Origin of the sequence: Mycobacterium sp. E2479, assembly GCF_001667925.1 — a bacterium.
GTDB lineage: Bacteria > Actinomycetota > Actinomycetes > Mycobacteriales > Mycobacteriaceae > Mycobacterium.
Genome location: NZ_LZJR01000068.1, coordinates 90,185 through 116,282, shown reverse-complemented (window position 1 = coordinate 116,282; position 26,098 = coordinate 90,185). Strand labels below are relative to the sequence as shown.

Sequence of the window (26,098 nt, the reverse complement as noted above, 5' to 3'; positions counted from 1 at the left end):
TGCAGGTCGGGCCTCCCTTATTGGGCAAGGGTGCGAATACGTCCCCCGACCAAGGTTACCGGGTCGGCGCCAAACCAAACGTGCTGAACAAGACGGGGTCGAGGAAGACGGTGATGCCGGCGATCCCGGTAGCGCCGGTGGTCAGGACACTTCGGCGAGCACGAGCCGTAGCGCTTGTTCGGTGAGCCCGACCCCACCGATCCCAGCGACATCCGGCCGTCGCGCGAAGACCAAGTGGCGCAGCAGGTTCGGTAATTCTCGGCTGCTCCCGAAATGGACTGATAAAGGTGGGAAAACACGAATTCGCGGTAGCCGTCGAACGGCTACTCGCGCATATTCCGCTAAGAGAATTAGCCTATAAAATTCGGTGGTTCGCCCGGCCAACCTGATAGCCGGCGGGGAACGATTTTTCGATGACCTGGAGTTGGTGATCCACCCTGGATTCCAGCTCGAGCACGACGCAGTCGCTGAGGGCTTTCGATTCGAGAACTATGTACCGCTGACCACAATCGGTGATCGGGTCGCCCGAGTGCAATTTCTCGACCGGTACCGACTCCGCAGTTGCATCTGCCTCCATTCATGACACGTTAGGTCAATTCTGCATTTGAGGGAATAGACCGCTACGTCGCGCCGGGCCCCCGCTGCTTGAAGAACACGCTGACGTGAGAGATCAACCCGTCGCTGTTCTGCTCGAAAAGGATGCATTCGGGCCAGGTGGTCGCGACGTCATCGATCTCGAACGTCTCGGACAGCTCGGCGTACGACACCCGGGAATCCACGTGCGAGACCCGCTGCACATTGAGCCGATGGCCCTGCAGATTGGTGCAAACCTTGCGCAGGTAGGCGACATAGTGTGCCTTGCCCTCGACCACGTCGCAGAACGGGCCCTCCCGGGTAAGGCCGTCCCCGGCGATGGTGTCGGCCAGTCCGTCCCAGTCGTGAGCAGCCAGGCATTCCAGGTAGCGTTCGACCACTTGGCCTTGGGCGCCCATATTTTCTCCACTCGCTGGTGAGTCCACGGTAAGCGTGGCGTCGTTGCCAGACTAGATCGATTGCCCGACTCCTTTTCGCGCCCCTGCGCGGCGCGTCTCGTCGTCGGGCTAGGTCGATTGCCCGACTCCTTTTCGCGCCCCTGCGCGGCGCGCCTCGTCGTCGGGCTGGGTCGATTGCCCGACTCCTTTTCGCGCCCCTGCACGGCGCGCCTCGTCGTCGGGCTGGGTCGATTGCCCGACTCCTTTTCGCGCCCCTGCGCGGCGCGCCTCGTCGTCGGGCTAGGTTCCTCTCATGAGCTGGTGGACCGTCCACGCCGAACGAACGCTGTCTGAGCACGTGCCCGCGCCGCCCGACGCCGTCCGGGACTTCTACGTGAATCTGGACAACATCAAGCTCGTGCATCCGTTGATCGTGTCCGTGGAAACGGTGTCCCGCAGCGCAACCCCAGACGGCTACCAGCAGACCTACCGTGTAGTCGATCGGATTCCGTTGGGGCCGTTGACCTTACGAACCAGCTATCAGGCACGGCTGCGAGTGCCCGCGCGCGGTGACGTGCTGACCGAGGCCGATCAGTCGCCGGGGGTGCGGCTGCGCGGCACGGTGAGTTTCGATCCGGTCGACGGCGGCACCCAAGTCACCGAGCGGATAGGGATAACCGCCCCGCGGCTACTGGCCGGCGTGACCATCCGCGAAGGGGTCAAGGCCCACGTCAAGATGCTGGCCGGCATCCGCAGTCACTTCGAGTTAGGGAGGTCGCGATGAAGTGTCGTGCCGCTGTCCTGGACGGGGTCGGCAAAGACTGGGACATTCGCGAGGTCGATCTCGATCCGCCCCGCGCCGGTGAAGTCCTGGTACGCATGGCCGTTGCGGGCATCTGCCACTCCGACGACCACCTTGTCACTGGCGATGTGTTGCCGACCCCCGAGGTGCTGGCCTCAACCGGTATCCCCGAGCCTGACTGGTTCCCGATGCTCGGTGGTCACGAGGGCGCCGGTGTCGTGCAAGAAGTCGGGCCGGGTGTGACGGCGGTGCGGCCTGGGGACCACGTCGCGATGTCGTTCATTCCCGCGTGCGGCAATTGCCGGTTCTGTGTAAACGGCCAGAGCTACATCTGCGATGCCGGCGCCACTTTGTTCGCCAGGGAGATGCCCGATGGGACCTGTCGCCGGCATCTCGGCGACGTGAACCTCATGGCTTACGGTCAACTCGGCACGTTCGCCGAATACGCCGTGCTGACCGAAAGATCCGTCATCAAGATCGACGCCGCCATCCCGTTCCACGCCGCCTCACTCGTGTCGTGCGGCGTCAGCACCGGCTGGGGCTCGGCGACGGTATCGGCGGGCACCGAGCCCGGCGACACCGTGGTGGTCATCGGTACCGGTGGTGTGGGAATGAACGCCCTGCAAGGGGCCCGCGCCGCCGGCGCCACCTATGTCGTTGCAGTGGATCCCGTTGAATATAAACGGGATTCGGCTAAAATCTTCGGGGCCACGCACAACGCCTCCTCCGCCGAGGAGGCCATACCGCTGGTGGCCGACATCACCGCCGGCGTCATGGCCGACCGCGTCATCGTGACCGCCGGGGTTGTGCACGTGGACTTGATCCCGTTGGCCATGAGGCTGCTTCGCAAAGGCGGGACATGCGTGGTCACCGGCATCACTCCCTACAGCGAGCCCGCCGTCCCGCTCATCCTGCAGGAGATGGTGCTGTCCGCCAAACATCTCAGGGGAGCGCTCTACGGCGGCATGAATCCGCGCACCAGCGTGCCGTTGCTGTTGTCGATGTATCAGGCGGGAGCACTAAAACTCGACGAGTTGGTCACCCGGCACTACCAGCTCGACCAGATCAACGATGCGTTCATGGATCTGCGCGACGGCCGTAACATCCGCGGAATCATCGAGTTCGCCGATCTTTGACCAAGCCGGCCGGGTTCACTGTGCAAACCGGGCCCGCAACTCCCGCCTGAGCACTTTGCCGTAGCTGTTCTTCGGTAACTCGTCGACGAATTCGTAGCGCTTGGGCCGCTTGAAGCGGGCGATGCGCCGCAACAGATGCGCGTCCAACGACACGGCATCCACCACGCCCACGATGAACGCGACCACCACCTCGCCCCACTCGTCGTCGGGAGCCCCCACCACGCATGCCTCGCAGACGCCGGGATGCTCGAGCAGAGCCTCCTCCACCTCGCGCGGGTAGATGTTGCTACCACCGCTGATGACGACATCCTTCGACCGGTCCCGCAGCGTGAGGAAACCGCGGGAGTCGAACGATCCCATGTCGCCGGTGTAGAGCCAGCCGTCTTTGAGCGTGGTGCGCGTCGCATCGGGATTGTGCCAATACCCGGACATGACCGCGTCTCCGCGGCAGACGATTTCGCCGATCTCGCCCACGGGGGCGCTGCGCCCATCCGGGTCCAGCACCGCGACCTCCATCCCGGACCGCGCATAACCGACCGAACCCAGAATCGCGTCGTCAGCCGAGTCGTGGTCGGCGCGGCGCAGCCCGGTGATGGTCATCGGTGACTCGCCCTGCCCGTAGATCTGCGCGAAGACGGGGCCGAACGCCGCAATCGCCTTGCGCAGGCTCTCCACATACATCGGCCCGCCGCCATAGATGATCGCCTGCAGATTGGCCGGACGGCTGCGACCGGTATCCACCAGCCGCTGCACCATCGTCGGTGCCAGGAACGTGCTGACGGCCGGGTGGCGTTCGCAGAGGTCCAGGAACTCGTCGGGCTCGAACGCGCCCGACTCGGGCACCACCTGGCGGGCGGCGCGCAGGACGTACGGCAGGACATAGAGCCCGGAACCGTGCGACATCGGTGCCGCATGCAGCAGGGTGCAGTGTTCGTCCGGAGCGTCGATGTCGGCGAGGTGCGCGACCGTCATCGCCATGAGGTTGCGGTGCGACAGCATCGCACCCTTGGACCGGCCGGTGGTCCCGCTGGTGTAGAACAGCCACGCCAGCGCAGCCGGATCGGTGTGCGGCGGGTCTGTCGGCGGCGTGGCGAATCGCCGCGAATAGCTTTCGGAATCAATGGCTTCCGTCGGTACCCCGGTGAGTGGTGCCAGGCCGGTATGGATAGCCGATGAGGCGAACACTCGGGCCGCGCCCGCATCGGCGAGGATCTGCGCCATCTCGCGCGGATGCAGCTTGTAATTGATCGGGACGGCGACGCATTCGGCGGCCCAGGTCGCGAACATCAACTCGATGACCTCGGGGCGGTTGTGGGTAGCGATGGCGATCCGCGCGCCCGCACCATCCTGTTGCCGGATCGATGCGGCCAGGCGTAAGGCCCGGTCGCGCAACTGCACCCACGTGCACACGAGGCGATCCCCGTGATAGATCGCACCACGATCGGGAAAGCGGCTCGCGGCCTGATCGAGGAGGGCAAACAGGTTCATCGCTCGATCCACTGCGCCGACAACGCCGACTCCGAAAGATACTTCGTCGAGCTCCAGCCGCCGTCGACCACGATCGTTTGGCCGTTGATGAAACTCCCGCCCGGCGAGCACAGGAAGGCGACGGTGCTGGCGATGTCTTCGATGCGGCCCAACCGCTGATGCGGCGTCATCTCGGTGTTGATCTTGCGGAAGCGCTCATCTTTCAAACGCTTTTCGACCATCGGCGTCACCGTTACCCCCGGCGCGACCGCGTTGCAGCGGATGCCGGATGCGCCGTACTGGCAGGCGATGTGGGTGGTCAGCGCAGTGAGCCCGCCCTTGGCGGCGGAGTAGGCGCCGCCGCGCAGCCCGCCGACGACCGCGAACGTCGATGTGACATTGATGATCGCCGAGCCGGGCGCCATGTGCGGCAGCACCTCGCGGGCGAGCCTAAACGGTGCGCGCAGCATCAGGCCCAAGAAGTAGTCCAGGGTTTCGTCGTCGGTTTCGTGTAGCGGCTTCGGGCTGCCCACTCCGGCGTTGTTGACTAAAAAGTCGATGTGACCCCACCGGCCGACCGCGAGGTCCACGATGCGGCGCGGCGCGTCATCGTCCGTGAGATCCACGGAGAGTGTCGCGATCCGATCCGGATCATCGACCGCCCTTTCCAATTCGGTCAACCGTCCCTCGTCACGACCGGTGCCGACGATCGCCATACCCGCCTCGGCGAGCTTGGTGGCGCACCCCAGGCCGATGCCGCTGCTTGCTCCCGTGACGATTGCGACCTGCATCTCACCCATCCTTAATCTCTGCGCGCCGACCCGCCGCGCCCGGCTTAGCCCCGCTCGCGATCGCCACGTATCAGCGACGCCCGGATCTGATGCTTGAGTATCTTGCCCGCGTCGTTCTTCGGCAGGGCGTCCCAGATCACCACTTTTTCCGGGGCCTTGAACTTGGCGACCCCCTTGCTCACCAGGAACGCGAGCAGGCTCGCAACATCCGGGGTCTCGGCACCCGCGCAAACGATTACCGCACAGGCGCGTTCTCCGGTGCGCTCGTCGGGCAGCCCGACGATCGCGATTTCGGCGATGCCGGGATGGTCGGCGAGCAGGTCCTCGACCTCCTTGGCCGAGATGTTCTCGCCGCTGCGAATGATGACATCCTTTGCGCGGCCGGTCACGACCAGGTACTCGTCATCGATCCAGCGCCCGAGGTCCCCGGTGCGGAAAAACCCTGCGGCATCGAATGCTTCGGTGCCGTCATCGGCATGACGGTATCCCAAGAGCATCTGCGGACCGCGCACGCAAATCTCCCCATCGCCGTCCGACGCGGCTTCGTGCGCGACGAGTTTGATCTCGGCGATCCCTGGCCTGCCGTCGGTTTCCGCCGCGCGATCGGCTTCCTCCGGCCGGGGGGCGCCGACCGTCGCGACGGGCACCTCCGTGCAGCCATACACCCGGGTGACCACCGCACGATCGAAATACCGGGCGGCGCTGCGGATTAGCGTCGGCGACACCGACGCACCACCGCAGATGAACATCTTCAGGTCGGGCATGCGGGTACCGGCGCGCTGCGCGGCGGACATCAGCTGTTGCAGAAACGGTGTGGCGCCGGCCATGTGGGTACACCGGTGCGAGCGCATCAGCGCGACCGCCTTATCTGCATCCCAGCGATCCATCAGCACCGCGGTCGTGCCCAGTAGCAGTGGGCACTCGAACGCATATATCGAGCCGCCGATGTGGGCGACCGGCGACGGCACCAGGAACGTGTCTCCCGGCGCGATCATCCACGGGTCACGGATCTGACGGATCAGCGCGTGCACCGAATTATGCGTGTGCAGGACGCCTTTGGGCCGGCTCGTGGTGCCGGAGGTGTAGAGGATCAATCGCACGTCATCGGGATCCAGCGGCGGAAGCGTCGCGGGGCCCGGCGCCTGCTGCAAGAGGGTCGCGTACGCCGTGTGCTGCCCGGCGTCACCGCGAAGCACCACCACTTCCGGCGCGCGGCTCATCGCGGTCGTCACGCGTTCGAGCATCGCCACATAGTCGTGGCCGCCGTATTGATACGGGACGAAAATCATCGCGGTCCCGGCGTCTTCGAGGATGTAACGCAGGTCGTGGTCGCGCAGCGACGGCAGGATCGGGTTCACCACCATCCCGGCGAGGGTGGCGGCGAGGTAAACGACGGCGCTCTCGTGCCAGTTCGGCAACATGAATGACACGGTGCCGCCCGGCGGCATGCGTGCCAGCATTGCGCTGGCCAGCGCGGTGGCCTGACTGGATAGGGCGGCGCAGTCCAGTCTTGTGTCCTTGTCCACCAAAAGCGTTCGCTGAGGCGATGATTCCAAGGCCGCGCGTAGTGCATCAGCCAGCGTCGTGTGTACCCACCACCCGCGCCGGTATGCCTCCGCCGCATGCCCCGTGCCGGCCCGGGCGATCATCTCAGCCGGCCTGACCATCCACGCGACGCATCGTCATCGCGTACCGAAACCTCGACGACAGGTGGGTGTTGATCGTCACCTGGGCCACCTCGCCGTCGGAGGTCGTGTAGGTGCGCCGCATCTGCAACGCGGCGGTGCCCGCTTCGGCGCCGAGGCCATTTGCCATCTCGTCGGAGAGCAGGACGGCAGCGATCTCCTGGTGCAGCTGAGCGATGCTCACACCGAAAAGGTCCTCGATCAAGGGAAATATCGGGCCGGCATGGCGCTGCAACAGCCTGCCCACCGCCGCGAAACTCCGGTTGATGTAGTACTCCGTCCGGCACAGCGGAACCGACGCGCCGTCGGCCTGCCGGTAGCCGCGGACCGACAGCCACTGGGTGCCGACCTCCAGGCCGGTCCGGCCGGCGAGCTCGTCGTCGATTATCACCATCGCGTTGGATTCGATTGTCAGCTGCGCCCCGGCGGCGAACGCGAGGAGGTCATCGATGGACATCGCGTCCTGCGCATAGGAACTCGACGCCGGCCGGGGAACCACCCGGGTGCCGGCCCGCGGGCGGGAAGCCACCAGGTTGTCCTCGCGCAGCCGGCGCAGCGCCTCGCGGATCGTGTAGCGGCTGACCGCGAAACGCTCGCACAGTTGGTGTTCGGTGGGCAACTGCGAACCCACGGGGTAAACGCCGTCGACGATCTCCTTGCGCAGGGTGCGCGCGATCTGGAGGTAGCGGTGGTCGCCCGCGATCGCCTGGACCATCATGGTCCGCCCGCGCTCGGGCGCAGCGCCAGCACGCTGCCGTCGCCGTCAGCCGAGAGGTAGAGCGTTCCGTCGGTCGCTGCGGCGATGCCGGCGAAGGGCCCCTGTGGGCCCGAGAACGGTGGCATGCCGCGCAGTGGCTTCGGCGTGACGCCGGGCGGAGGGCCGATGGGCAGCCCGGACGCGATCGTCCGCCGTGCCTCGGTGGTCATATCGAACGCGATCAACTCCTTGGCTCCGGCGTCGACGACGTAGAGCACACCGCCGTCGACCACAATGCCCTGCGGGCGCTGCAGATCGGCTATCACGGTCTCGATCCTCGACCCGCCCACGCGGATCACCCGGCCGGCACCGGCCTCTGCCACCAGACAAAGCCCGTCCGCGTCGACCGCCACCCCGACCGGCTCACGCAACTCTTTCGCCAGCACCTGAACGCCACCCGATTGCAGCGACAGCACCCGTCCGGTGCCCAACTCCGCGAACACCGCGCCGCCGCCGCTCAGGGCGACACCGTAGAGCTGGTCGAAACGGTCGGCCAGCACCTCGGTTTCGCTCGCCCCCGGCCGGTAACGGGCGACCTGGCCGCCGGACGTGGTGACGACGAACTCGCCGGGGCCGCTTGGCGTGAGGCCGCGCAGAAACCCGGGATAGCCGGGGGTGAACAACATTGCCACGGTGCGCAGGGATCCATCCGGCTGCGCGGCGTAGAAGTACGTGCCGTCGGCGATGTAGAGCTGCCCGTCGTGGCCCACCGCCAGGTCCATGGGCCAGTTGAGGCCGCCGGCCAACACGGATCGCGTTGTGCCGTCCGGCGATATCTCGGTGATCTCGCCGGTGAAGTTGGAGACAAACAGCCGGTCGTCGACCAAGGTGCAGTTGTCCAGGCCCGGGCTCAATTGGGCGAGCAGGCGTTGTTCGCCGCTGCGGGGATCGATGCGCAGCACCTGACCGGTGGCCACCTGGGTTGAGACGATGTAGCCCTGCGCGTCGAACTTCACCGAGTCGGGCACGCCGAGACCGGTTGCGACACACTGCGGCTCGCCGCCGTCGGGGTGGACGCGCCAAATCTCGTTTGCGCCCATCACGGGGAAATACAACAGGCCGTCCGGGCCGACCTCCATCGCGTTCGGCGAGGGCACGTTCTCCAAGAGCACCCGTGGCGGTCCGCCCGCCAGGTCGAATTCCAGCAGCCGCCCACCGTCTCGGCATTCGCCGATGAACAACCGGCCCTGGTGAAACGTGATGCCGTTGGCGGACGGCACGTCGTCGCGCAGCACTCGCGTCCGGCCGTTGGTGTCGCGCACGCTGACCCGGCCGTCCATCACCTCGGTCGCATACAGATTGCCGCGGTCGTCGAACGCGACGTCGTCGGGCGCCACGATGTCGCCGCCCTTGGGGCTTGCGATGACGAGTTCCCCGGTGCGGTGATCGAGCGCGCTGATCTGACTGCCGGTCACCTGGGCGATGTAAATGCGCCCGTCCGGGCCGGTGCGCAGACCGTTGGCGCCGAACAGCCGGCTGGGTGCGGTGACCCGTTCGAGCTCCCAGCCCTCGGCGACGTCGATGGGCTGCGGCAGCGCATACCGCGAGGGCGGCGCTGAGATGGCCCCTGAGTTGGACATGCTCGCCGAGGTCCTTCCGTCAGCCGTTTGCGCTGGACGCTATCAACTCCTCTTAGTCCAGACAATAGCCGCCGACGCAGGCCGGGCCGACCTTGACAGCGCAGTCCAGCGATGGGAATAGTGTTCTCCAATGGACAGAACGCAATATTTTGTCCGGACAAATAAGTTAGCCGATCCCGCTGCGGACGCTGCCGCGTCGGCGGCGGGGGAAAGCAGGTCATGGCCGATCACGATGATCACGTGAACCTTTTGGGGCTCGACGGTCGCGTCGTGGTGGTGTCCGGCGCCGGCGGGGGCGGCATCGGCACGACCGTCACGGCCATGACCGCCCGGGCCGGGGCCACCGTGATCGCGGTGAGCCGGTCCAAGGAGAACCTCGACGAGCACATCGCTCCGCTGGCGCAGCAGGGGCTGGCGGTGGTGCCCGTCGCCGCCGACGCTTCGACCGATGAGGGTATCGCCACGGTGATCGACCACACGCGCCAAACGGACGGCAGTGTGTACGGTCTGGTCAATGTGGCCGGCGGCGCGGAGCCGTCGACGTGGATGCCGTCGACCCGGGTGGCGCGCGGCGACTGGCGCAAGATCTTCGCCGACAACCTCGAAACCGCGTTCTTCATGAGCCAGGCCGTGGCAAATGAACTCGTCGCGCGGCAACAGCATGGGTCGATCGTGTCGATCTCCTCGATCAGCGGCATGAACACCGCGCCTTTCCACATCGCCTACGGAACGGCCAAGGCCGCGATCGCCGCGATGACCCGCACCATGGCCCTCGAGTTGGCGCAGGCCGGGATTCGGGTCAACGCTGTGGCGCCCGGTGTCACCGAGACGGCGGCTTCGCGCACCTACGTCGACGAGGACCCCGAGCGAGACCGGCAGGCGATCGCGATGGGCCGCCGTGGGCGTCCCGAGGAGCAGGCCCGCGCCATCCTCTTTTTGCTTTCGGAGATGTCGAGCTATATCACCGGCCAGACGCTGCTCGTAGACGGCGGCCTGGACCTCAAGTGGAGTCACCTCGGCGCCGACAACACGTCGTTGTTCCTCAAAGACGAATCCTTCCGCGCGGCGATTAGGAGGATCCGATGACCGACCTGGACAAGGGCTTGAATCCCGAAGCGGGCGAGGAACTCTCGCAGCCGATGACGATCGGGGTCGAGGCATACATCTCGGAGGAATATGCCCGCGCCGAGCGCGACAAGCTATGGCGCAAGGTCTGGCAGCAGATCGGCCGCGTCGAGGAGCTGCCCGAGGTCGGCAGTTACCTGACCTACGACATTCTCGACGACTCGATCATCGTCGTGCGCACCGGCGAGCGGGAATTCCACGCACACCACAATGTCTGCATGCACCGCGGCCGCCGCCTGATCGACACCCCCGCGGGCGCCAAGAACGCCTGTGCGCGAACCCGAAAGTCGTTTGTTTGCGGCTTCCACGGCTGGACCTACGGCCTGGACGGCACGTGCACCCATATCCGCGAACAACAGGACTGGCGGGACGCCCTCACGCCCGACAACACCCACCTTCGACCCGTTCGAGTCGACACCTGGGGCGGTTGGTTGTGGATCAACATGGACCCCGACTGTGAGCCGCTGGGCGACTACCTGTTCCCCGCCGCGAAGATTCTGGACCCATTCGGGCTGGAGAACATGCGCTACAAATGGCGCAGGTGGCTGGATTTCGACTGCAACTGGAAGGTCGCGCTGGAGGCGTTCAACGAGACCTACCATGTCTACACCACCCATCCGGAGTTCAACAAGTTCGGCGAGTTCAAGGGATGGGCGAAAGCCCAAGGCAAGCACAGTCATATCGGCTACGACGCGCCCGAGGAGATGGAAGCGACCAAGTCCAAGATCCGCCTTGGCACCGGCGCCGATCCTCGTGTCTCGACTGCGGAGATGCAGGTGTACACGATGGAGGAAACCAACGCCACCACCACCCAGACGCTGGTGAACGCCGCCAAGCGACTGGTTCACGAATTGCCCGAGGGGACACCGGCCGACAAGGTTCTCGAGCACTGGCTGGCGTCTGCGCGCCGCGACGACGAAGCCCGCGGGGTGATCTGGCCGACGATCCCCGCCGACATCCTCGGGCAGGCCGGCACCGCATGGCAGATCTTCCCGAACTTCCAGATCGGCCAGGGTCTGACCAGCGCGCTGTGCTACGGCGCGCGCCCGCATCCCAGCTATAACCCGGACAGGTGCATCTTCGAGGTATCCGTCTTCGAGCTGTATCCGAAAGGCCAGGAGCCGCAGACACACTGGGAGTACACACCGGTCGGCGACCCCAGGTGGCGCTCGGTGCTGCCGCAGGACTTCTCCAACATGGCCGCCGTGCAGCAGGGTATGAAGTCTTTGGGCTTCCCCGGCACCAAGCCCAATCCGTATCGCGAGCGCAGCACCGTCAATCTGCACTACCAACTGTCGAAGTATATGGGCGCCGGTGAACCGCGGAAACTTTCAGGTGAGGAGCATTCACGGGCATGACGATGTACCAGGACGGTTGCGGGCCCACACAGACGCCCGATGACATCGACATCGCCGCGCTGCGCGAGAAATACGCTCACGAGCGAGGAAAGCGGCTGCGCAAGGAAGGATCCAAGCAGTACATAGAATTGGAGGACGACTTCGCCGGTTACTACGAAGTCGATCCCTACACCCCCGCGACGCCGCGCGAGCCGATTGCCGAGGACATCGACGTCGCGGTGCTCGGCGGTGGCTTCGGGGGGCTGCTGTCGGCCGCCCACCTGAAGAAGGCCGGCGTCGACGACGTCCGGATCATCGAGCTCGGCGGCGACTTCGGCGGCGTGTGGTACTGGAACCGGTATCCGGGAATCCAATGCGACAACGAATCCTACTGTTATATCCCTCTTCTCGAAGAGCTGGATTTCATGCCTTCGAAGAAGTTCGCCGACGGCACCGAGATCTATCAGCATTGCCGCAACATCGGCAAGCACTTCGGCCTATATGATTCGGCGATCTTGTCCACCCAGGTACACGATCTGCGTTGGGACGCGGAGATCAAGCGGTGGCGGATCAGCACCAACCGCGACGACGACATCCGCGCCCGGTTCGTGGTGCTGGCGTCGGGCCCGTTCCACCGGCCGAAACTGCCCGGCATCCCTGACATCAAAGCGTTTGGCGGACACAGCTTTCATTCGTCGCGATGGGATTACGACTACACCGGCGGGGACGTCAGCGGCAACCTGCACAAGCTGGCCGACAAGCGCGTCGCGGTCGTCGGCACCGGCGCCACCGGCATCCAGATCGTGCCCTTCCTCGCCCGTGATGCCAAGCATCTCTACGTATTTCAGCGGACGCCGTCCACCGTCGACGCGCGCAACAACACCACGACCGATCCGGCCTGGGTCAAGACGCTGCGGCCCGGGTGGCAGCGGGAGCGACAACGCAACTTCCACTCGTGGACGTTCGAGGGCATGGCCCTGGGCCAACCGGATCTGGTGTGCGACTTCTGGACCGAGCTCGGTCGCAACACCGCGGCTCGGGTGCTCGCCCTGGACGACCCCGCTGCGATGACCCCCGAGGAGTTCATGGCCATCCGGGAGGAAGAGGACTACAAGATCATGGAGCGGCTGCGCCGCCGCATCGACACCCTGATCGAGGATGAGGCGACCGCCGAAGCGCTCAAACCCTATTACCGCTTCCTGTGTAAGCGGCCCTGTTCCAACGACGATTACCTGCCCAGTTTCAACCGTCCGAATGTCACGCTGGTCGACGTGTCCTCGAGCAAAGGCGTCGAGCGGGCGACGGAGAAGGGATTGGTCGCCAATGGTATCGAGTACGAGGTCGACTGCATCATCTATGCCAGCGGCTTCGAAATCACCACTGAGATCAGCCGCCGGTACTCGATCGAGACGATCGAGGGGCGCGACGGCCTGTCATTGTTCGACCACTGGAGCGACGGTTACAAGACGCTGCACGGGATGACCAGCCGTGGATTCCCGAACCAGTTCTATACCGGCTTCACCCAAGTCGGCATCTCCGCCAACATCGCCGCCAACTACGAGCTGCAGGGCGAGCACATCGCCTACATCATCGCCGAAGCGCTGAAGCGGGGGGCGACCACGGTGGAGCCCAGCCGAGCAGCGCAAGAACAGTGGTGCGCGACGATCCGGGACACCGCGATCGACAACTCGGCGTTCGACGCCCAGTGCACGCCCGGCTATTACAACAACGAAGGCGGTGGCGGTGGAGAAGGAATCCGGTCACACCTGGGCGAGCCGTATGGACCCGGCTTCTACGCCTTCGAGGACCTGCTGCGGGTGTGGCGCGACAAGGGCGACCTGGACGGGTTGGTGCTCGGCACTTGAGCAAAACCCTTTCAGCGCAACTGCGATTCGATGGCCGTGTAGCCGTGGTGACCGGCGCAGGCCGCGGACTGGGTCGCGCCTACGCGAAGCTACTCGCCTCGCGTGGGGCGAAGGTGGTCGTCAACGATGCCGGCGGCGGCCTCGACGGCGACGGGGTGGACGCCGGTCCGGCCGAACGGGTGGTCGCGGAGATCGCGGCGGCCGGGGGCGAGGCCGTGGCATGCAGCGTGTCAGTTGCGACCCGCACAGGCGGCGAGTCCATCATCGCGGCGGCGCAGGAGCGCTACGGCGGCATTGACATTCTGATTCACAACGCCGGCAACGTCCGTCGCGGGTCGCTCAAGGAGATGAGCTACGAGGATTTCGAGGCCGTGTTGGACGTGCACTTACGCGGCGCGTTCAACGTTGTGCGGCCGGCATTTCCGGTCATGTGCGAGGCGGGCTACGGTCGCATCGTGCTGACGTCGTCGATCGGCGGCCTGTACGGCAACCACAACGTGGCAAACTACGCGGCGGCCAAGGCCGGCGTGATCGGGCTGTCGAACGTCGCCGCGCTCGAAGGCGCCGCGGAGGGCGTGCGGTGCAACGTGATCGTGCCGGCCGCGGTGACGCGTATGGCCGAAGGCATCGACACGTCGTCCTATCCCCCGATGGGCGCCGAACTCGTTGCACCCGTGGTGGGCTGGCTTTCGCACGAGTCGTGCTCGGTGACCGGTGAACTGTTCATCGCGTTGGCGGGTCGCGTGGCGCGGGCGGTGATCGCGGAGAGCCCCGGCGTGTGCCGATCGTCATGGACGATCGAGGAAGTCGGGAGCCATCTGGATGCGATCCGACACGTCGAGGCGCCACTGATCTTTCCGGTTGTCCCCGACGGACACAATCAGCACATCCGCTACAGCTTCGAGCTGGCGCACCGCTTCGCGGACCAGGGAGCGCCCAATGGCTAGCCCGAGGGGCCCGATGGCCGGTATGCGGGTTATCGACCTCACCGCGATGGTGATGGGGCCGTATTGCACACAGATCATGGCCGACATGGGCGCCGACGTGATCAAAGTCGAACCACCACAAGGTGATAACACCCGCTACATCTCGGTGGGCCCGGCCCCGGGCATGAGCGGGGTGTTCGTCAACGTCAACCGCGGCAAGCGCAGCATCGTGCTGGACCTGCAAACCGACGCCGGAGCCCGCGCATTACGCGCTCTCGCCGAGACCGCCGACGTGTTCATCCACTCGATGCGCGCCAAAGCAATTACCAAACTCGGCTTCGGCTACGATGATGTCGCCGCGATCAATCCCCCCGTCATCTACACGAATTGCTATGGATACGGGCGTCGCGGGCCCGACCGCGACCGCCCCGCCTATGACGACACCATCCAGGCCGAATGCGGGCTGCCCGCGGTCCAACAGCAATTGACCGGCGAGGCCGATTACGTCGGCACCATCATGGCTGACAAGATCGCCGGACTGACCGCACTGTATGCGACGACGATGGCGTTGTTCCATCGCGAACGCACCGGACAGGGACAAGAAGTCGAGGTCGCCATGTTCGAGACGATGGCCTCGTTCATGCTCGTCGAACACGCCAACGGCGCGCTGTTCGACCCTCCCCTCGGCCCCGCGGTGTATCCACGAACCGTGGCGCCGAACCGCCGCCCGTATCGCACCAGCGACGGTTACATCGCAGCGCTGATCTACAACGACAAGCACTGGGACGCCTTCATGAAAGCCGTGCAACCACCGTGGGCCAGCGAGGTGTATTCGACGTTGGAACAGCGCGCCCGCGAGATCGACACCGTCTACGGACTGCTGGCCAAAACCATGAAAGAGCGTTCCACCGCCCAGTGGTTGGAGTTGCTGCACGAACTCGAGATTCCGGCCGCGCCGCTGAACACGCCCGGCGCTCTGTTCGACGATCCGCATCTCAACGCCGTCGGCATGTTCGAGACGGTGGACAGTCCGCATGGCCCGGTGCGCTTCCCGGGGGTGCCCACCTGGTTCTCCCAGACACCCGGCCGCGTTGCCGGGCCGGCGCCCGAGCTCGGTGCCCATACCGCAGAGATCCTCGACGAGCTGGGGCTGGCGGTCGACGCCAACCCTGGATAACGGTTGCCAACGAGACAGATTGCCAGTGAAGGAGTTCCCCACGATGGCCGTGCCCGTCTACAAACGCATCCTCGACCTGTTCGAGGCCGAGGGTGTCAACACCCTGTTCGGCATTCCTGACCCGAACTTCGTGCACATGTTCGCCGAGGCGGACGCGCGCGGGTGGTCCGTGGTCGCACCGCATCACGAATTGAGCGCGGGATTCATGGCCGAGGCGGCGTCGCGGATGACGGGCAACCCCGGCCTGTGCGTCGGCACGCTCGGCCCGGGCATGGCCAACATTGCCGGAGCGATCCAGTGCGCGCTTGTCGAGAACTCGCCGGTGATTTTCCTCGGCGGGCAGCGGGCTCGCGTCACCGAGCGCCGGGTACGCCGCGGGCGTATCCAATTCATCCAGCAGGAGCCGCTTTTCGCCGCGTCGGTGAAATACAGCTCGTCCATCGAGTACGCCGACCAGACGGATGAGATCATCCACGAGGCCATCCGCAGGGCGATGTCCGGAACCCCGGGCCCGTCCTACGTCGAATTCCCGTCGCACGTGATCCTGGAGGAGCTCGACGTCGACGCCGCGCCGCCACCGTCGGCCTACCGGCTGGTCAAGCAGGGCGCAGGCACCCGCGAGGTGGCCGAGGCCGTCGAGCTGATCCGCGAAGCGAAGAGCCCGGTTCTGCTGGTCGGCCACGGCGTGCACACCTCCCGCACCCAGCAACAGGTCAAGGAGCTGGCGGAGCTGATGGCCTGCCCGGTGATCCAGACCTCCGGCGGCACCTCGTTCATTCCGGGACTGCAGGACCGGACGTTCCCCTACTTGTTCTCCCCGGCCGCCAACGAGGCCGTCGAGGAATCCGACCTGTGCGTCGCACTGGGAACCGAGCTCGGCGAGCCGATGCACTACGGCCGGACCCAGCATTGGGCCGCCAACAACGCGAACCGCAAGTGGGTGCTCGTCGAGCAGGACCCAACCGCCATCGGCGTCAACCGCCCGGTCGACGTGGCGCTGGTCGGCGATCTGCGCGGCGTGGTGCCGCAGCTGGTCGACGCGCTCAAGGATTCCCCACGCAAACCCGCACCCGCGCTGCAGGTCCTGATCGAAAAGGATACGAAAGAGCTTGCGGATATGGCGGAATCGGCACCGTCCGGGCATTCGCCGATTCATCCGGCCCGCTACGTCGTCGAGGCCACCAAGGCGTTCAACGAACTCGAGGACGGGATTCTCGTGCGCGATGGCGGCGCCACCGTGATCTTCCAGTGGACCTACTCGCAGTCCAAGCCGCGCGACGTGATGTGGAACCAGAACTTCGGCCACCTGGGCACCGGCCTGCCGTACGCGGTCGGAGCCTCCGTCGCCGAGGGGGGCAAGCGCCCGGTGATGCTGTTGACCAGCGATTCGGCGTTCCTCTTCCACATCGCCGAGTTGGAAACCGCTGCGCGGCAAAACCTTCCGCTGGTGTGCGTGGTGGGCGTCGACCACCAGTGGGGTCTTGAGGTGGGCGTGTACAAGCGCACCTTCTCCCAGCCGTCACCGCAGCCAGGTGTGCACTGGAGCAAGGACGTCCGGATGGACAAGGTTGCCGAGGGCTTCGGCTGCCACGGTGAGTACGTCGAGAAGGAAGAGGAGATGGGCCCGGCGATCGCTCGCGCCTACGCCAGTGGCAAAGTCGGTGTAGTGCACGTGTGCATCGATCCGAAGGCCAACTCCGAGGAGATGCCCAAGTACGACCGATTCCGGACGTGGTACGCCGAAGGCACCCAGTAAGAAAAGGACGATGTCATGCGCGAATACCTGAAGTTCTACATCGACGGCCAGTGGGTCGACCCGGTGCGCCCCAATGCCTTCGACATCGAGAACCCGGCGACAGAACAGGTTTCCGGGAAGATCTCGCTGGGGTCGGCGGCCGACGTCGACGTGGCGGTCAACGCCGCCCGGCGAGCCTTCGCCGGTTGGTCGCAGAGCACCCGCGAACAGCGTCTGGACCTCTTGCAGGCCATCCTCGCCGAATACCAGAAGCGGGCGGACGACCTCGCCGAGGCGGTCACCGAAGAGATCGGCGCGCCGCCCTCGCTCGCCGCCGGGCCGCAGGTCTTCCTCGGCATCGGTCACCTGACCACGGCCATCGACGCGCTGAAAAACTTCGAATTCTCCGAACAAAAAGGGGCGACCCTGATCACCAAGGAGCCGATCGGCGTCTGCGGTTTGATCACCCCCTGGAACTGGCCGATCAACCAGGTCGCGGTCAAGGTCTACCCGGCGCTGGCGACCGGCTGCACCGTCGTCCTGAAACCCTCTGAGGTAGCCCCGTATTCGCCCTACATCTTCGCCGAGATCCTGGATGCCGCGGGCGTGCCGGCCGGGGTGTTCAACCTGATCAACGGCGACGGCGCGGGGGTCGGTGTGGCCTTGGCGAGCCATCCCGACATCGACATGGTGTCGTTCACCGGATCCACCCGCGCCGGCGTCGATGTGGCCACGAACGCCGCCGCGACCGTGAAACGAGTGACCCAGGAGCTCGGCGGCAAGAGCCCCAACATCGTCCTCGATGACGGCGGCTTCACCCAAGCCGTCAGCGCCGGCGTGGCCAACATGATGCCCAATTCCGGGCAGAGCTGTAATGCCCCCTCGCGCATGCTGGTCCCGAATTCCCGGATGGACGAGGCCATCACCATCGCGCGTGAGGTCGCCGAACAGGTTCCCGTGGGCAGCGGCGAAGCGAAGGCCATCGGTCCGGTCGCGTCGAGGGCACAATTCGAAAAAGTTCAGCGCCTGATCCAGCAAGGCATCGACGAGGGCGCGACCGTGGTCGCGGGAGGCCCGGGCCGGCCGGCGGGGCTGGAGAAGGGCTACTACGTCAAGCCCACCGTCTTCGCGCATGTCACCAACGACATGACGATCGCCCGCGAGGAGATCTTCGGGCCGGTGCTGTGCATCCTCGGCTATGACGATCTCGACCATGCCGTCGAGATCGCCAATGACACGCAATACGGCCTCGCCGGTTATGTTTCGGGGGCCGACCTCGACACGGCACGCGAGATCGCCCGCAAGATCCGCGCGGGATGGGTGACCATCAATCACGCGTTCGACCTGAACGCCCCATTCGGCGGCTACAAGCGCAGCGGCAATGGTCGAGAATGGAGCGAGTTCGGCTTCCACGAGTATCTGGAGGTCAAAAGCACCCTGGGTTACGCGCCCGACAAGACCTGACGCGTCAGGCCGAAATCCCCACGCTGCACGGCGGAAAACACCTCGCGTGTCCTCCACCTGATTCTGTGCGCCCGCCTCTAGGCTGGCTTGCTGAACTCAACAGGAGGAGCAGCGACGTATCGGCATCAACCATGGCGCCGGGCGAAATGGTAGTTACGGCGCGCTGACAGCAAGCACAGAGCCGGGCGGGTCTCACCCCGCGCCGGCTCGCCGTACTCGGCCCCGATGGGTGGCCCCGGTGCGCCGGGTTGGCCGGTTGGCGATCTGGGACCGGCCGGAGCGGGCCAGTGGAATCCCGGCACTCGACGGGCTGCGCGCGATCGCGGTTGCGCTGGTGCTCATCGGGCACGGCGGCATCCCGGGCGTCAGCGGCGGATTCATCGGCGTCGACGTGTTTTTCGTTCTCAGCGGATTCCTGATCACCTCGCTGCTCCTGGACGAGCTGGGACGCAGCGGTCGTATCGAGTTGACCGGCTTCTGGATCCGGCGCGCGCGCCGGCTGCTGCCCGCACTGGTGCTCATGGTGCTCACCGTGGCCGCCGCCCGCCAGCTGCTGCCCGACCGGTCGCTGACCGGCCTGCGCGACGACGCGATTGCCGCCTTCGTGTGGATGGCGAACTGGCGATTCGTCGCCCAGAAGACCGACTACTTCACCCAGGGCGCTCCACCCTCGCCCCTGCAGCACACCTGGTCACTCGCGGTGGAGGAGCAGTATTACTTCGTCTGGCCGGTGCTGCTCATCGCGGTCACCCTACTGCTCGCCGCCCGCGCGAGGCGCCGCTGTTCCCGGGCCACCGTCGGTGGTGTGCGCTTCGCCACGTTCCTGATCGCCACCCTCGGTGCCCTGGCTTCGGCGGCTCTGGCCATCGTCTCGGCGTCGGATGGCACCCGCGACCGGATCTACTTCGGCACCGATACCCGCGCGCAGGCGTTGCTGATCGGTGCCGCGGCCGCCGCCCTGCTGGTGCGGGACTGGCCGTCGATGAACCGCGGTTGGTGCATGATCCGCACGCGGTGGGGGCGCCGGGTCGCCCGGGTTCTGCCGCTGTTGGGTTTGGCCGGATTGGCCGCGGCGACGCACTACGCCACCGGGGCCGGCGGAGAATTCCGCCACGGCTTGCTGATTGGAGTCGCGATTGCGGCGGTGATCGTCATCGCACCCGTCGCCCTGGAGCAGCGCGGAGTCGTCGCGCACGCGCTCGCGTTGCGCCCACTGGTGGGGCTGGGAACCATCTCCTATGGGGTCTATCTGTGGCATTGGCCAATCTTCTTGGCGCTGAACGGCGAACGCACCGGATGGTCGGGTCTGCCGCTATTCGCTGCCCGGTGTGGCGCCACGCTGTTGATTGCCGCAACGTCGTATTGGCTGCTCGAACAACCCATTCGGCGATGGCGCCCGGCGCGAGTGCCGCTGTTGCCGCTGGCGGCCGCGAGCGTTGCCAGTGCGGCCGCGGTGACTCTGTTGGTGATTCCGGTGGGCACCGGGCCCGGCCTGCGGGAGACCGGGCTACCGCCCGGCGTCTCGGCCGTCGCGGCGGTCTCGCCGTCGCCGCCCGGCGCGAGCCGGCCTCGAGACGCCAACCGGCCGTTCACCGTCTCGGTGTTCGGTGATTCGATCGGGTGGACCTGGATGCACTACCTGCCCCCGACGCCCGGGTTCACGTTCCTCGACCACACTGTCATCGGATGCAGCCTGGTGCGTGGCACGCCGTACCGCTACATCGGCCAGACTCTGGAGCAACGGTCCGAGTGCGACGGCTGGCCGATTCGTTGGTCGACCCAGGTCAGCCGCGACCAGCCAGACGTCGCGTTGCTCGTCATCGGCCGCTGGGAGACGGTGGACCGGGTCAACGAGGGCCAGTGGACTCACATCGGCGACCCGACCTTCGACGCCTACCTCAACGGTGAGCTCGAACGGGCGCTGAACATCGTGGGCGCTACCGGTGTCCGCGTGGTGGTTGCTACCGTTCCCTACAGCCGGGGCGGTGAAAAGCCGGACGGCCGGCTGTATCCGGAGGACCAGCCGGATCGGGTCAACCTGTGGAACACCATGTTGCGCAAGACCGTGAGCCACCATCGAGGAGTCGCGATCCTCGATCTGAACAAGAAGCTGTGCCCCGACGGGGTTTATACCCCCAAGGTCGATGGCATCAAGGTGCGCAGCGATGGCGTTCACCTCACCCCCGAAGGGGTGAAGTGGCTCACGCCGTGGCTCGAGGAATCGCTGCGCTAGACCCTAATCGCTTGTGCGGCAGCTGATCTCCATGCTATCGCTCTCGCGGACCTGGAAGTTGAAGCTGACGTAGCCGTTGTCCTGGTTGCGCACGCGATCGAGATAGGGCGCCAGGTCGGCCGAGCTGGCGTTGTCGGCGATGACCAGTGCACCCGTGGACAGGCGGGGCTCCAGCATCTCGATCACGGGTAAGTACAGGTCTTTCCAGCCGTCGAGCAACACGAAATCGACCGGTCCCCCCAAGTCCGCCAGCGTGGACAGCGCGTCGCCTTCCAGGATGGTGATGACGTCGTCCAGGCCGGTCTCGGCGAACGTCTGCTTGGCCGCGGCGATCTTGGTGTCGCTCAGCTCGGTGGTCACCACCCGGCCGGCGCCGTTGTCGCGCACCGCGGCGGCCAGATGCAGCGCAGAGATGCCGAACGACATGCCGAATTCGACGACGGTGGCCGGACGGGTGGCCCGCACCAGCGAATACAGCAGCCGGCCGGCGTCCCGCGTCACCGGGATGTAGAACTCGCTCATCGCCTCGGTGCGTTCCTGCGTGGTCATCGGCCGGTCGAACGCGCCGCGCCGCTCGCGCAACAGCGCCATCTGGTTTTTCGCCTCCGCATACATGCGGTCGAGCGTCGAAGCGACCCGGGCGTCCTGCAACGTAGTGGTCATGGCACCGAGCCTAGGCGCGCGTCCTTAGCGGGCGCTGGGAGAGCCGCGGAGGGTGTCAGGGATCCGCTAAGCGGTTTGACGACGCCGCGCACCGGTGTCACTATGGACCCCGCAAGCACCTCGGTAGGTGAGGCGTCTGCATGGATACAGGCCACTGACCCCGAACGTCGAGAGACGCCCCGGGTCAGGACAGCTCTTCCCGGACCCAAGGGTTGAGCCCAAGTGGCTTCCGGAATGTTACGGATACGCCGTGCAGTGCCGAAGCTCCGACGAGAGGGGTGCGGCCCGCGGTTTGTGTCGTGGGTCTTTCCAACCTCTTTCGTTCAGGTGAATGTGGCGACACCCGCGTGTGTCTTGGCCGTGAGGAGGTGAGGGCGAGATGAGTCCTGGCGATAGTCCGTATCCGAAATCCGTCTTGTCCCGATCCGGTTCCGGCATTTCTTTCACCGCCTGACCTCGTTGGTCTTGCGCGGTTGACACCCGTGCCGACGCCAATCGGGCTCCTGTCAGGAGAAGATCATGGCTTTTGTCGTCACGCACCGTTTTTCTGCGGCATCCGAGCGTGGACGGTCGATGCTGCGGGCAGGCCGGTTGGTGGCCAACAGGTTTCACCGGCGGGCCAGCTTGACCCCGCAGGAGCGGGCCAACCTGTACGTCTCGCGGATGCCGATCGCGATGGTCACCGCATCGCTGGGTGGCCACGTCGCGGGTTCCGACAGTAACCACCGTTGAACCACTGCCTGGGCGGCGGGCGTCCCAGCGGCGCCCGTCGCCCCAGGCTCGTTGAACGCCGCATCACCAATGCGTCCCCGCGACGTGAGAATCGCCCCAGATAGCGAGAATGCAATGACTTCGATCGACACCGGCGGCGGCCGCCGCACCCCGGTGGTCGGCGGGACCTCTGGCGCGCCGGAGGGCGCATCCTTGCCGGCCCGACGCCCGGCCGTGGTGGATTCCGCGCACGTCGGCGACATCGTCGGCGCGTTCGGGCGCATCCGGCGCGACGGGGACGGCGCGTCCAGTGGACGCTGGCGGCGGCTGCGGACGTTGGCCGTGATCACCGGGCCCGGGCTCATCGTCATGGTGGGTGACAACGACGCCGGTGGCGTCGCGACCTACGCGCAGGCGGGCCAGAACTACGGCATGGGCCTGTTGTGGACGTTGGCACTGCTGGTCCCGGTGCTGTACGTGAACCAGGAGATGGTACTGCGGCTAGGTGCGGTGGCCCGGGTTGGGCACGCGCGCTTGATATTCGAGCGGTTCGGCAAGTTCTGGGGCGCCTTCAGCGTTGGTGATCTGCTGGTCCTGAACGCGTTGACGATCGTCACCGAATTCATCGGTGTCGCATTGGCTCTCGGCTTCCTGGGTTGCCCGAAGATCATCGCCGTCCCGGCCGCCGCCGTGCTGCTGTTCGCCGTGGTGGCCGGCGGCTCGTTTCGCCGTTGGGAGAGGTTGATGTTCCTCCTGATCGCGGTGAATGTGCTGATCTTTCCGATGGTGTTCCTGGTGCATCCGACCGCCAAAGCAACCGTGGCCGGCCTGATCCCGCAATTCCCCGGCGGTCTCAACTCGACGGTGTTGCTGCTGGTGGTCGCGATCGTGGGTACGACGGTCGCGCCGTGGCAGCTGTTCTTCCAGCAGTCAAACGTGGTGGACAAGCGCATCACCGCCCGCTGGATCCCTTACGGCCGAGCGGATTTGGCGATAGGAATCGTTGTGGTCATGGTCGGCGCGACGGCGCTGATGGCCGTGGCGGCGTTCGGATTGACCGGCACCGCCGATGCGGGTCACTTCACCGATGCGGGCGCGGTCGCGGCGGGATTGTCGAAGCATCTGGGTCGCGCGGTGGGGGTGCTGTTCGCGATCATCCTGCTGGACGCGTCGCTGATCGGCGCCAACGCCGTCGGCCTGGCGACCACCTATGCGGTCGGTGATGCTATGGGTAAGCGGCACTCGTTGCATTGGAAGATCCGCGAGGCCCCGCTGTTCTACGGCGGCTACGCGATACTGCTCGCGGTGTCGGCGGCGATCTCCTTCAGTCCCAACCACGTCCTGGGCCTGGTGACCCAGGGCGTACAGGCACTCGCCGGTGTGCTGCTCCCCTCGGCCACCGTATTCCTGGTGCTGCTCTGCAATGACCGAGCGGTGCTGGGGCCGTGGGTGAACACGGTGCGACAGAACATCATTGCGTGGAGCATCGTGTGGTGTCTGGTGCTGCTGTCGCTAGCGCTGACGGCGGCCACCTTCTTCCCCGATCTGTCGACGACCACCATCGAGGCTGGTCTCGCGGCCGGCGCGGCGCTCGGCATCGTCGGCGGTGCCGCGCTGATCATCATGGGTACACGACACCGGCACCTGACCGAGGCCGAAGCCATCGCGCGGACGCTCGGTGGCGGCCTGGACCCGCAAGAGGTCGACGAACTCGAGGACGCTTCGTCGCTGACGCGTGCCGAGAGACGGGCGGTACGGCGCCAGGACCGGTCGGCTTGGCAAACCCCCAACGTCGCGCTGCTCGATCGGCCCACGATGTCACCGATGCGCCGGGCGGGGCTGATGACCCTGCGGGTTTACCTGGTGGTGGCGGTAGTTTTCGTCATCATCAAGATCATGCAGGCCGGTGTTGTCGGGCCGGCCGCCTCATTCTGAGTTGGTTGGCAGCAGAACAATTTTCCCGTGCGTGTGCCGCTGCTCGAGTTCGGCATAAGCGTCAGCTACCCGGTCCAGCGGGTAGGTCGCGGCGATGTCGAACTCGATGGCGCCCGAGACGATCAGGGCGGCCATCTCCGCGAGCACCTCGGGCGTCGAGGCTTCCATGCTGCCCTCGGCCTTGGCGCCCACCTCGCCCGCCTTCTGAAACGAGATGATGGTGTCGATACGCTCGGGCGCCACGCCCAGATCGACGGCCAGCTGAACGTAGTCCGGACCGAACAGGTCGATGAACGCGTCGATGCCATCCGGCGCCGCGTCATGTAGCCGCGCGGCGAGTCCGTCACCGTAGGTGATCGGGCTGACGCCATGCGCGCGCAGCCAGTCGGCATTGCCCGGGCCCGCAATGCCGAGCACCCGCGCCTTGCGCAAGGCCAGCAGCTGCACGACAAGGCTGCCCACCCCACCCGCGGCGGCCGACACGGCGATCGTCTCACCGGGTCGGGGCGCCACCGCGCGGACGGCCGCATAAGCGGTCGCCCCAACCACGTACAGCGAACCCGCTGCCTCCCAACCGAGTTCGGAAGGTTTACGGATCAACTGGTTGACCGGGACCGCCGTGTGGGTGGCATGGCTGGACCGGCGCATGCTGAATCCCAAGACTTCGTCGCCGACCGAGAATTCGGTGACCCCGGGTGCCACTGCGGTGATGACGCCGGCCAGATCGCTACCCTGCCCGGAGGGAAAGGTGGCCGGGAACATCTCGTGCATCGCTCCGACGCGGATACCGGCTTCCCCGGGGTTTATCCCCGCGGCACGCACTTCGACGACGACCTCGCCCGGTCCGGGGGAGGGCATCTCGATGTCCGCGACGTACAACACCTCACGTCCCCCGTAACGGTCGAACCGTACCGCGCGCGCTGCAGCCGTCATACCGATCTCCTTCCAACACGAGACGTGTCACCCACGTCAGCATAGGCATGTCAAAGTGCTACCCACCGGACGCCGAGTGGGCCTATGTTCGTAGCAAGCCTGGTTTACCCCAGTGTTTCGCCGGCGGCGTCGGGAGCCGCGGTGAAAGCCGGATACCGATGACACGTGGAAGGAACATGCGTGGAAGTTGATCGGATCGGCATGGCCGGCTGGGCCGTTGCCCTCGTCGTGATCGGCGCCACGAGCACCGGATGCGGCGGCGCTGACAGATCCGCCTCGCCGTCGTCGACGTCGAAATCCCCCGCTTCGTCTATTTCGAGCGCGGTCACCGGCCCGCCGTCGGTCCAGCCCTCGGACTACGGCTACTTGCTGATCAAGCCGAACGACGTCGGCGGGGGCCTCACCGCGCCGCAGTCGCCCATGCTGAATCCCAACAATGCGCCCGGTGTTGCTCAGCTGTTCGCCAACGGCGACAGCAGCCATCGGCTGTGGGACACCATCGTGGTCGCCTCCGATCCTGCGGCGGCCGCCGCCGAATTGGCTTCCACCCAAGGAAGTTACAACGGCAAGGTGAATGGCAGCTGGCAACCGCTTGCCGTCGGCGCGAACGGGGTGACGATCTCGGGTACCACACCGGACAACACCCAGGCGATGGCGGTCTTGGTCTTCACCGAAGGCAAGGCACTGGTCACGCTGGAATTCGACAATCCGCCCAACGAGCCGGTCGATCCCGCCGTCGCTCTCGAGATAGCGCGCAAGCAGGACGCCGCGATAAAGGCCGGGCTACCCCGCTAGCTCAGCGTGC

22 protein-coding genes and 1 riboswitch are annotated in these 26,098 nt (G+C 66.0%); of the genes, 13 read left to right on the top strand and 9 right to left on the bottom strand.

Features of this window, described 5'->3' with window-relative positions:
* Positions 1 to 355: 355 nt before the first annotated feature.
* Entirely contained in the window at positions 356 to 577 is a 222-nt protein-coding gene (locus tag A5686_RS08405) for a hypothetical protein (RefSeq protein WP_067932971.1), read from the bottom strand.
* Positions 578 to 620: 43 nt separating this feature from the next.
* Positions 621 to 992 carry a nuclear transport factor 2 family protein gene (locus tag A5686_RS08400; RefSeq protein ID WP_067932970.1) on the bottom strand — a complete coding sequence of 124 codons (372 nt, stop codon included), beginning with the start codon at positions 990 to 992 and terminating at the stop codon, positions 621 to 623.
* Positions 993 to 1,284: 292 nt separating this feature from the next.
* On the opposite strand from A5686_RS08400, the gene A5686_RS08395 reads away from it, so the two are divergent.
* Together A5686_RS08395 and A5686_RS08390 are read left to right on the top strand one after the other, a co-directional pair.
* Positions 1,285 to 1,755 carry an SRPBCC family protein gene (locus A5686_RS08395; RefSeq protein WP_067932969.1) on the top strand — a complete coding sequence of 157 codons (471 nt, stop codon included), beginning with the start codon at positions 1,285 to 1,287 and terminating at the stop codon, positions 1,753 to 1,755.
* The gene (locus tag A5686_RS08390; RefSeq protein ID WP_067932968.1) at positions 1,752 to 2,909 is read left to right on the top strand and encodes an NDMA-dependent alcohol dehydrogenase; all 1,158 of its coding nucleotides are present in this window, start codon (positions 1,752 to 1,754) and stop codon (positions 2,907 to 2,909) included. Before A5686_RS08395 ends, A5686_RS08390 begins: the two co-directional genes overlap by 4 nt.
* Positions 2,910 to 2,924: 15 nt before the next feature.
* On the opposite strand, the gene A5686_RS08385 is transcribed toward A5686_RS08390, so the two are convergent.
* Genes A5686_RS08385 through A5686_RS08365 form a run of 5 tightly spaced genes read right to left on the bottom strand, consistent with a single transcriptional unit; the run spans position 2,925 to position 9,189 of the window.
* The gene (locus A5686_RS08385) at positions 2,925 to 4,397 is read right to left on the bottom strand and encodes an AMP-binding protein (protein ID WP_197520516.1); all 1,473 of its coding nucleotides are present in this window, start codon (positions 4,395 to 4,397) and stop codon (positions 2,925 to 2,927) included.
* Entirely contained in the window at positions 4,394 to 5,176 is a 783-nt protein-coding gene (locus A5686_RS08380) for an SDR family NAD(P)-dependent oxidoreductase (protein ID WP_082947534.1), read from the bottom strand. Before A5686_RS08380 ends, A5686_RS08385 begins: the two co-directional genes overlap by 4 nt.
* A gap of 35 nt (positions 5,177 to 5,211) precedes the next feature.
* The gene (locus A5686_RS08375; protein ID WP_067933054.1) at positions 5,212 to 6,816 is read right to left on the bottom strand and encodes an AMP-binding protein; all 1,605 of its coding nucleotides are present in this window, start codon (positions 6,814 to 6,816) and stop codon (positions 5,212 to 5,214) included.
* 1 nt (position 6,817) lies between these two features.
* Positions 6,818 to 7,567, bottom strand: coding sequence for a GntR family transcriptional regulator (locus A5686_RS08370; protein WP_067933050.1), 750 nt, complete (start codon positions 7,565 to 7,567; stop codon positions 6,818 to 6,820).
* Positions 7,567 to 9,189 carry an SMP-30/gluconolactonase/LRE family protein gene (locus A5686_RS08365; RefSeq protein ID WP_067932966.1) on the bottom strand — a complete coding sequence of 541 codons (1,623 nt, stop codon included), beginning with the start codon at positions 9,187 to 9,189 and terminating at the stop codon, positions 7,567 to 7,569. The genes A5686_RS08370 and A5686_RS08365 overlap by 1 nt, the downstream gene beginning before the upstream one ends.
* A gap of 219 nt (positions 9,190 to 9,408) precedes the next feature.
* Between A5686_RS08365 and A5686_RS08360 the strand changes: the two genes are divergently transcribed.
* The 8 genes from A5686_RS08360 to A5686_RS08325 all read left to right on the top strand — a co-directional run bounded on the left by A5686_RS08360 (position 9,409) and on the right by A5686_RS08325 (position 21,051).
* Complete coding sequence (locus tag A5686_RS08360; protein WP_067932965.1) at positions 9,409 to 10,275, top strand: SDR family NAD(P)-dependent oxidoreductase; 867 nt, start codon at positions 9,409 to 9,411, stop codon at positions 10,273 to 10,275.
* Entirely contained in the window at positions 10,272 to 11,672 is a 1,401-nt protein-coding gene (locus tag A5686_RS08355; RefSeq protein ID WP_067932963.1) for an SRPBCC family protein, read from the top strand. Before A5686_RS08360 ends, A5686_RS08355 begins: the two co-directional genes overlap by 4 nt.
* On the top strand, positions 11,669 to 13,516 hold the full coding sequence (locus A5686_RS08350) for an NAD(P)/FAD-dependent oxidoreductase (protein WP_067932961.1): 1,848 nt from the start codon (positions 11,669 to 11,671) through the stop codon (positions 13,514 to 13,516). Before A5686_RS08355 ends, A5686_RS08350 begins: the two co-directional genes overlap by 4 nt.
* Entirely contained in the window at positions 13,513 to 14,463 is a 951-nt protein-coding gene (locus A5686_RS08345) for an SDR family NAD(P)-dependent oxidoreductase (RefSeq protein WP_067932960.1), read from the top strand. Before A5686_RS08350 ends, A5686_RS08345 begins: the two co-directional genes overlap by 4 nt.
* A 13-nt stretch (positions 14,464 to 14,476) precedes the next feature.
* Positions 14,477 to 15,619, top strand: a complete 1,143-nt coding sequence (locus A5686_RS08340; RefSeq protein ID WP_067932958.1) for a CaiB/BaiF CoA-transferase family protein — start codon at positions 14,477 to 14,479, stop codon at positions 15,617 to 15,619.
* A 43-nt stretch (positions 15,620 to 15,662) separates the two neighbouring features.
* On the top strand, positions 15,663 to 17,375 hold the full coding sequence (locus A5686_RS08335; RefSeq protein ID WP_067933049.1) for a thiamine pyrophosphate-binding protein: 1,713 nt from the start codon (positions 15,663 to 15,665) through the stop codon (positions 17,373 to 17,375).
* A 15-nt stretch (positions 17,376 to 17,390) separates the two neighbouring features.
* Positions 17,391 to 18,818 carry an aldehyde dehydrogenase family protein gene (locus tag A5686_RS08330; RefSeq protein WP_067932956.1) on the top strand — a complete coding sequence of 476 codons (1,428 nt, stop codon included), beginning with the start codon at positions 17,391 to 17,393 and terminating at the stop codon, positions 18,816 to 18,818.
* A 238-nt stretch (positions 18,819 to 19,056) separates the two neighbouring features.
* A complete protein-coding gene (locus A5686_RS08325) occupies positions 19,057 to 21,051 on the top strand; it encodes an acyltransferase family protein (RefSeq protein ID WP_067933047.1) in 1,995 nt (664 codons plus the stop codon).
* A gap of 3 nt (positions 21,052 to 21,054) precedes the next feature.
* On the opposite strand, the gene A5686_RS08320 is transcribed toward A5686_RS08325, so the two are convergent.
* On the bottom strand, positions 21,055 to 21,714 hold the full coding sequence (locus A5686_RS08320; RefSeq protein ID WP_067932954.1) for an O-methyltransferase: 660 nt from the start codon (positions 21,712 to 21,714) through the stop codon (positions 21,055 to 21,057).
* Positions 21,715 to 21,826: 112 nt separating this feature from the next.
* Positions 21,827 to 21,999, top strand: a riboswitch (M-box (ykoK) riboswitch).
* A 234-nt stretch (positions 22,000 to 22,233) separates the two neighbouring features.
* Here A5686_RS08320 and A5686_RS08315 point away from each other — a divergent pair.
* The gene (locus tag A5686_RS08315) at positions 22,234 to 22,446 is read left to right on the top strand and encodes a hypothetical protein (RefSeq protein ID WP_067932952.1); all 213 of its coding nucleotides are present in this window, start codon (positions 22,234 to 22,236) and stop codon (positions 22,444 to 22,446) included.
* Positions 22,447 to 22,560: 114 nt separating this feature from the next.
* Positions 22,561 to 24,360, top strand: coding sequence for an NRAMP family divalent metal transporter (locus A5686_RS08310; RefSeq protein ID WP_156750004.1), 1,800 nt, complete (start codon positions 22,561 to 22,563; stop codon positions 24,358 to 24,360).
* Here A5686_RS08310 and A5686_RS08305 read toward each other — a convergent pair.
* Positions 24,352 to 25,293 carry an NADP-dependent oxidoreductase gene (locus A5686_RS08305; protein ID WP_067932949.1) on the bottom strand — a complete coding sequence of 314 codons (942 nt, stop codon included), beginning with the start codon at positions 25,291 to 25,293 and terminating at the stop codon, positions 24,352 to 24,354. The two genes, A5686_RS08310 and A5686_RS08305, sit on opposite strands and share 9 nt — an antisense overlap.
* A 180-nt stretch (positions 25,294 to 25,473) precedes the next feature.
* On the opposite strand from A5686_RS08305, the gene A5686_RS08300 reads away from it, so the two are divergent.
* On the top strand, positions 25,474 to 26,088 hold the full coding sequence (locus tag A5686_RS08300) for a hypothetical protein (protein ID WP_082947533.1): 615 nt from the start codon (positions 25,474 to 25,476) through the stop codon (positions 26,086 to 26,088).
* The last annotated feature ends 10 nt before the right edge of the window (positions 26,089 to 26,098 follow it).

Bases quoted from the DNA above. Each gene is read 5' to 3' on its own strand.
- A5686_RS08405 (WP_067932971.1), bottom strand. From the start codon at position 577: ATGGAGGCAGATGCAACTGCGGAGTCGGTACCGGTCGAGAAATTGCAC.
- A5686_RS08400 (WP_067932970.1), bottom strand. From the start codon at position 992: ATGGGCGCCCAAGGCCAAGTGGTCGAACGCTACCTGGAATGCCTGGCT.
- A5686_RS08395 (WP_067932969.1), top strand. From the start codon at position 1,285: ATGAGCTGGTGGACCGTCCACGCCGAACGAACGCTGTCTGAGCACGTG.
- A5686_RS08390 (WP_067932968.1), top strand. From the start codon at position 1,752: ATGAAGTGTCGTGCCGCTGTCCTGGACGGGGTCGGCAAAGACTGGGAC.
- A5686_RS08385 (WP_197520516.1), bottom strand. From the start codon at position 4,397: ATGAACCTGTTTGCCCTCCTCGATCAGGCCGCGAGCCGCTTTCCCGAT.
- A5686_RS08380 (WP_082947534.1), bottom strand. From the start codon at position 5,176: ATGGGTGAGATGCAGGTCGCAATCGTCACGGGAGCAAGCAGCGGCATC.
- A5686_RS08375 (WP_067933054.1), bottom strand. From the start codon at position 6,816: ATGATCGCCCGGGCCGGCACGGGGCATGCGGCGGAGGCATACCGGCGC.
- A5686_RS08370 (WP_067933050.1), bottom strand. From the start codon at position 7,567: ATGGTCCAGGCGATCGCGGGCGACCACCGCTACCTCCAGATCGCGCGC.
- A5686_RS08365 (WP_067932966.1), bottom strand. From the start codon at position 9,189: ATGTCCAACTCAGGGGCCATCTCAGCGCCGCCCTCGCGGTATGCGCTG.
- A5686_RS08360 (WP_067932965.1), top strand. From the start codon at position 9,409: ATGGCCGATCACGATGATCACGTGAACCTTTTGGGGCTCGACGGTCGC.
- A5686_RS08355 (WP_067932963.1), top strand. From the start codon at position 10,272: ATGACCGACCTGGACAAGGGCTTGAATCCCGAAGCGGGCGAGGAACTC.
- A5686_RS08350 (WP_067932961.1), top strand. From the start codon at position 11,669: ATGACGATGTACCAGGACGGTTGCGGGCCCACACAGACGCCCGATGAC.
- A5686_RS08340 (WP_067932958.1), top strand. From the start codon at position 14,477: ATGGCCGGTATGCGGGTTATCGACCTCACCGCGATGGTGATGGGGCCG.
- A5686_RS08335 (WP_067933049.1), top strand. From the start codon at position 15,663: ATGGCCGTGCCCGTCTACAAACGCATCCTCGACCTGTTCGAGGCCGAG.
- A5686_RS08330 (WP_067932956.1), top strand. From the start codon at position 17,391: ATGCGCGAATACCTGAAGTTCTACATCGACGGCCAGTGGGTCGACCCG.
- A5686_RS08320 (WP_067932954.1), bottom strand. From the start codon at position 21,714: ATGACCACTACGTTGCAGGACGCCCGGGTCGCTTCGACGCTCGACCGC.
- A5686_RS08315 (WP_067932952.1), top strand. From the start codon at position 22,234: ATGGCTTTTGTCGTCACGCACCGTTTTTCTGCGGCATCCGAGCGTGGA.
- A5686_RS08310 (WP_156750004.1), top strand. From the start codon at position 22,561: ATGACTTCGATCGACACCGGCGGCGGCCGCCGCACCCCGGTGGTCGGC.
- A5686_RS08305 (WP_067932949.1), bottom strand. From the start codon at position 25,293: ATGACGGCTGCAGCGCGCGCGGTACGGTTCGACCGTTACGGGGGACGT.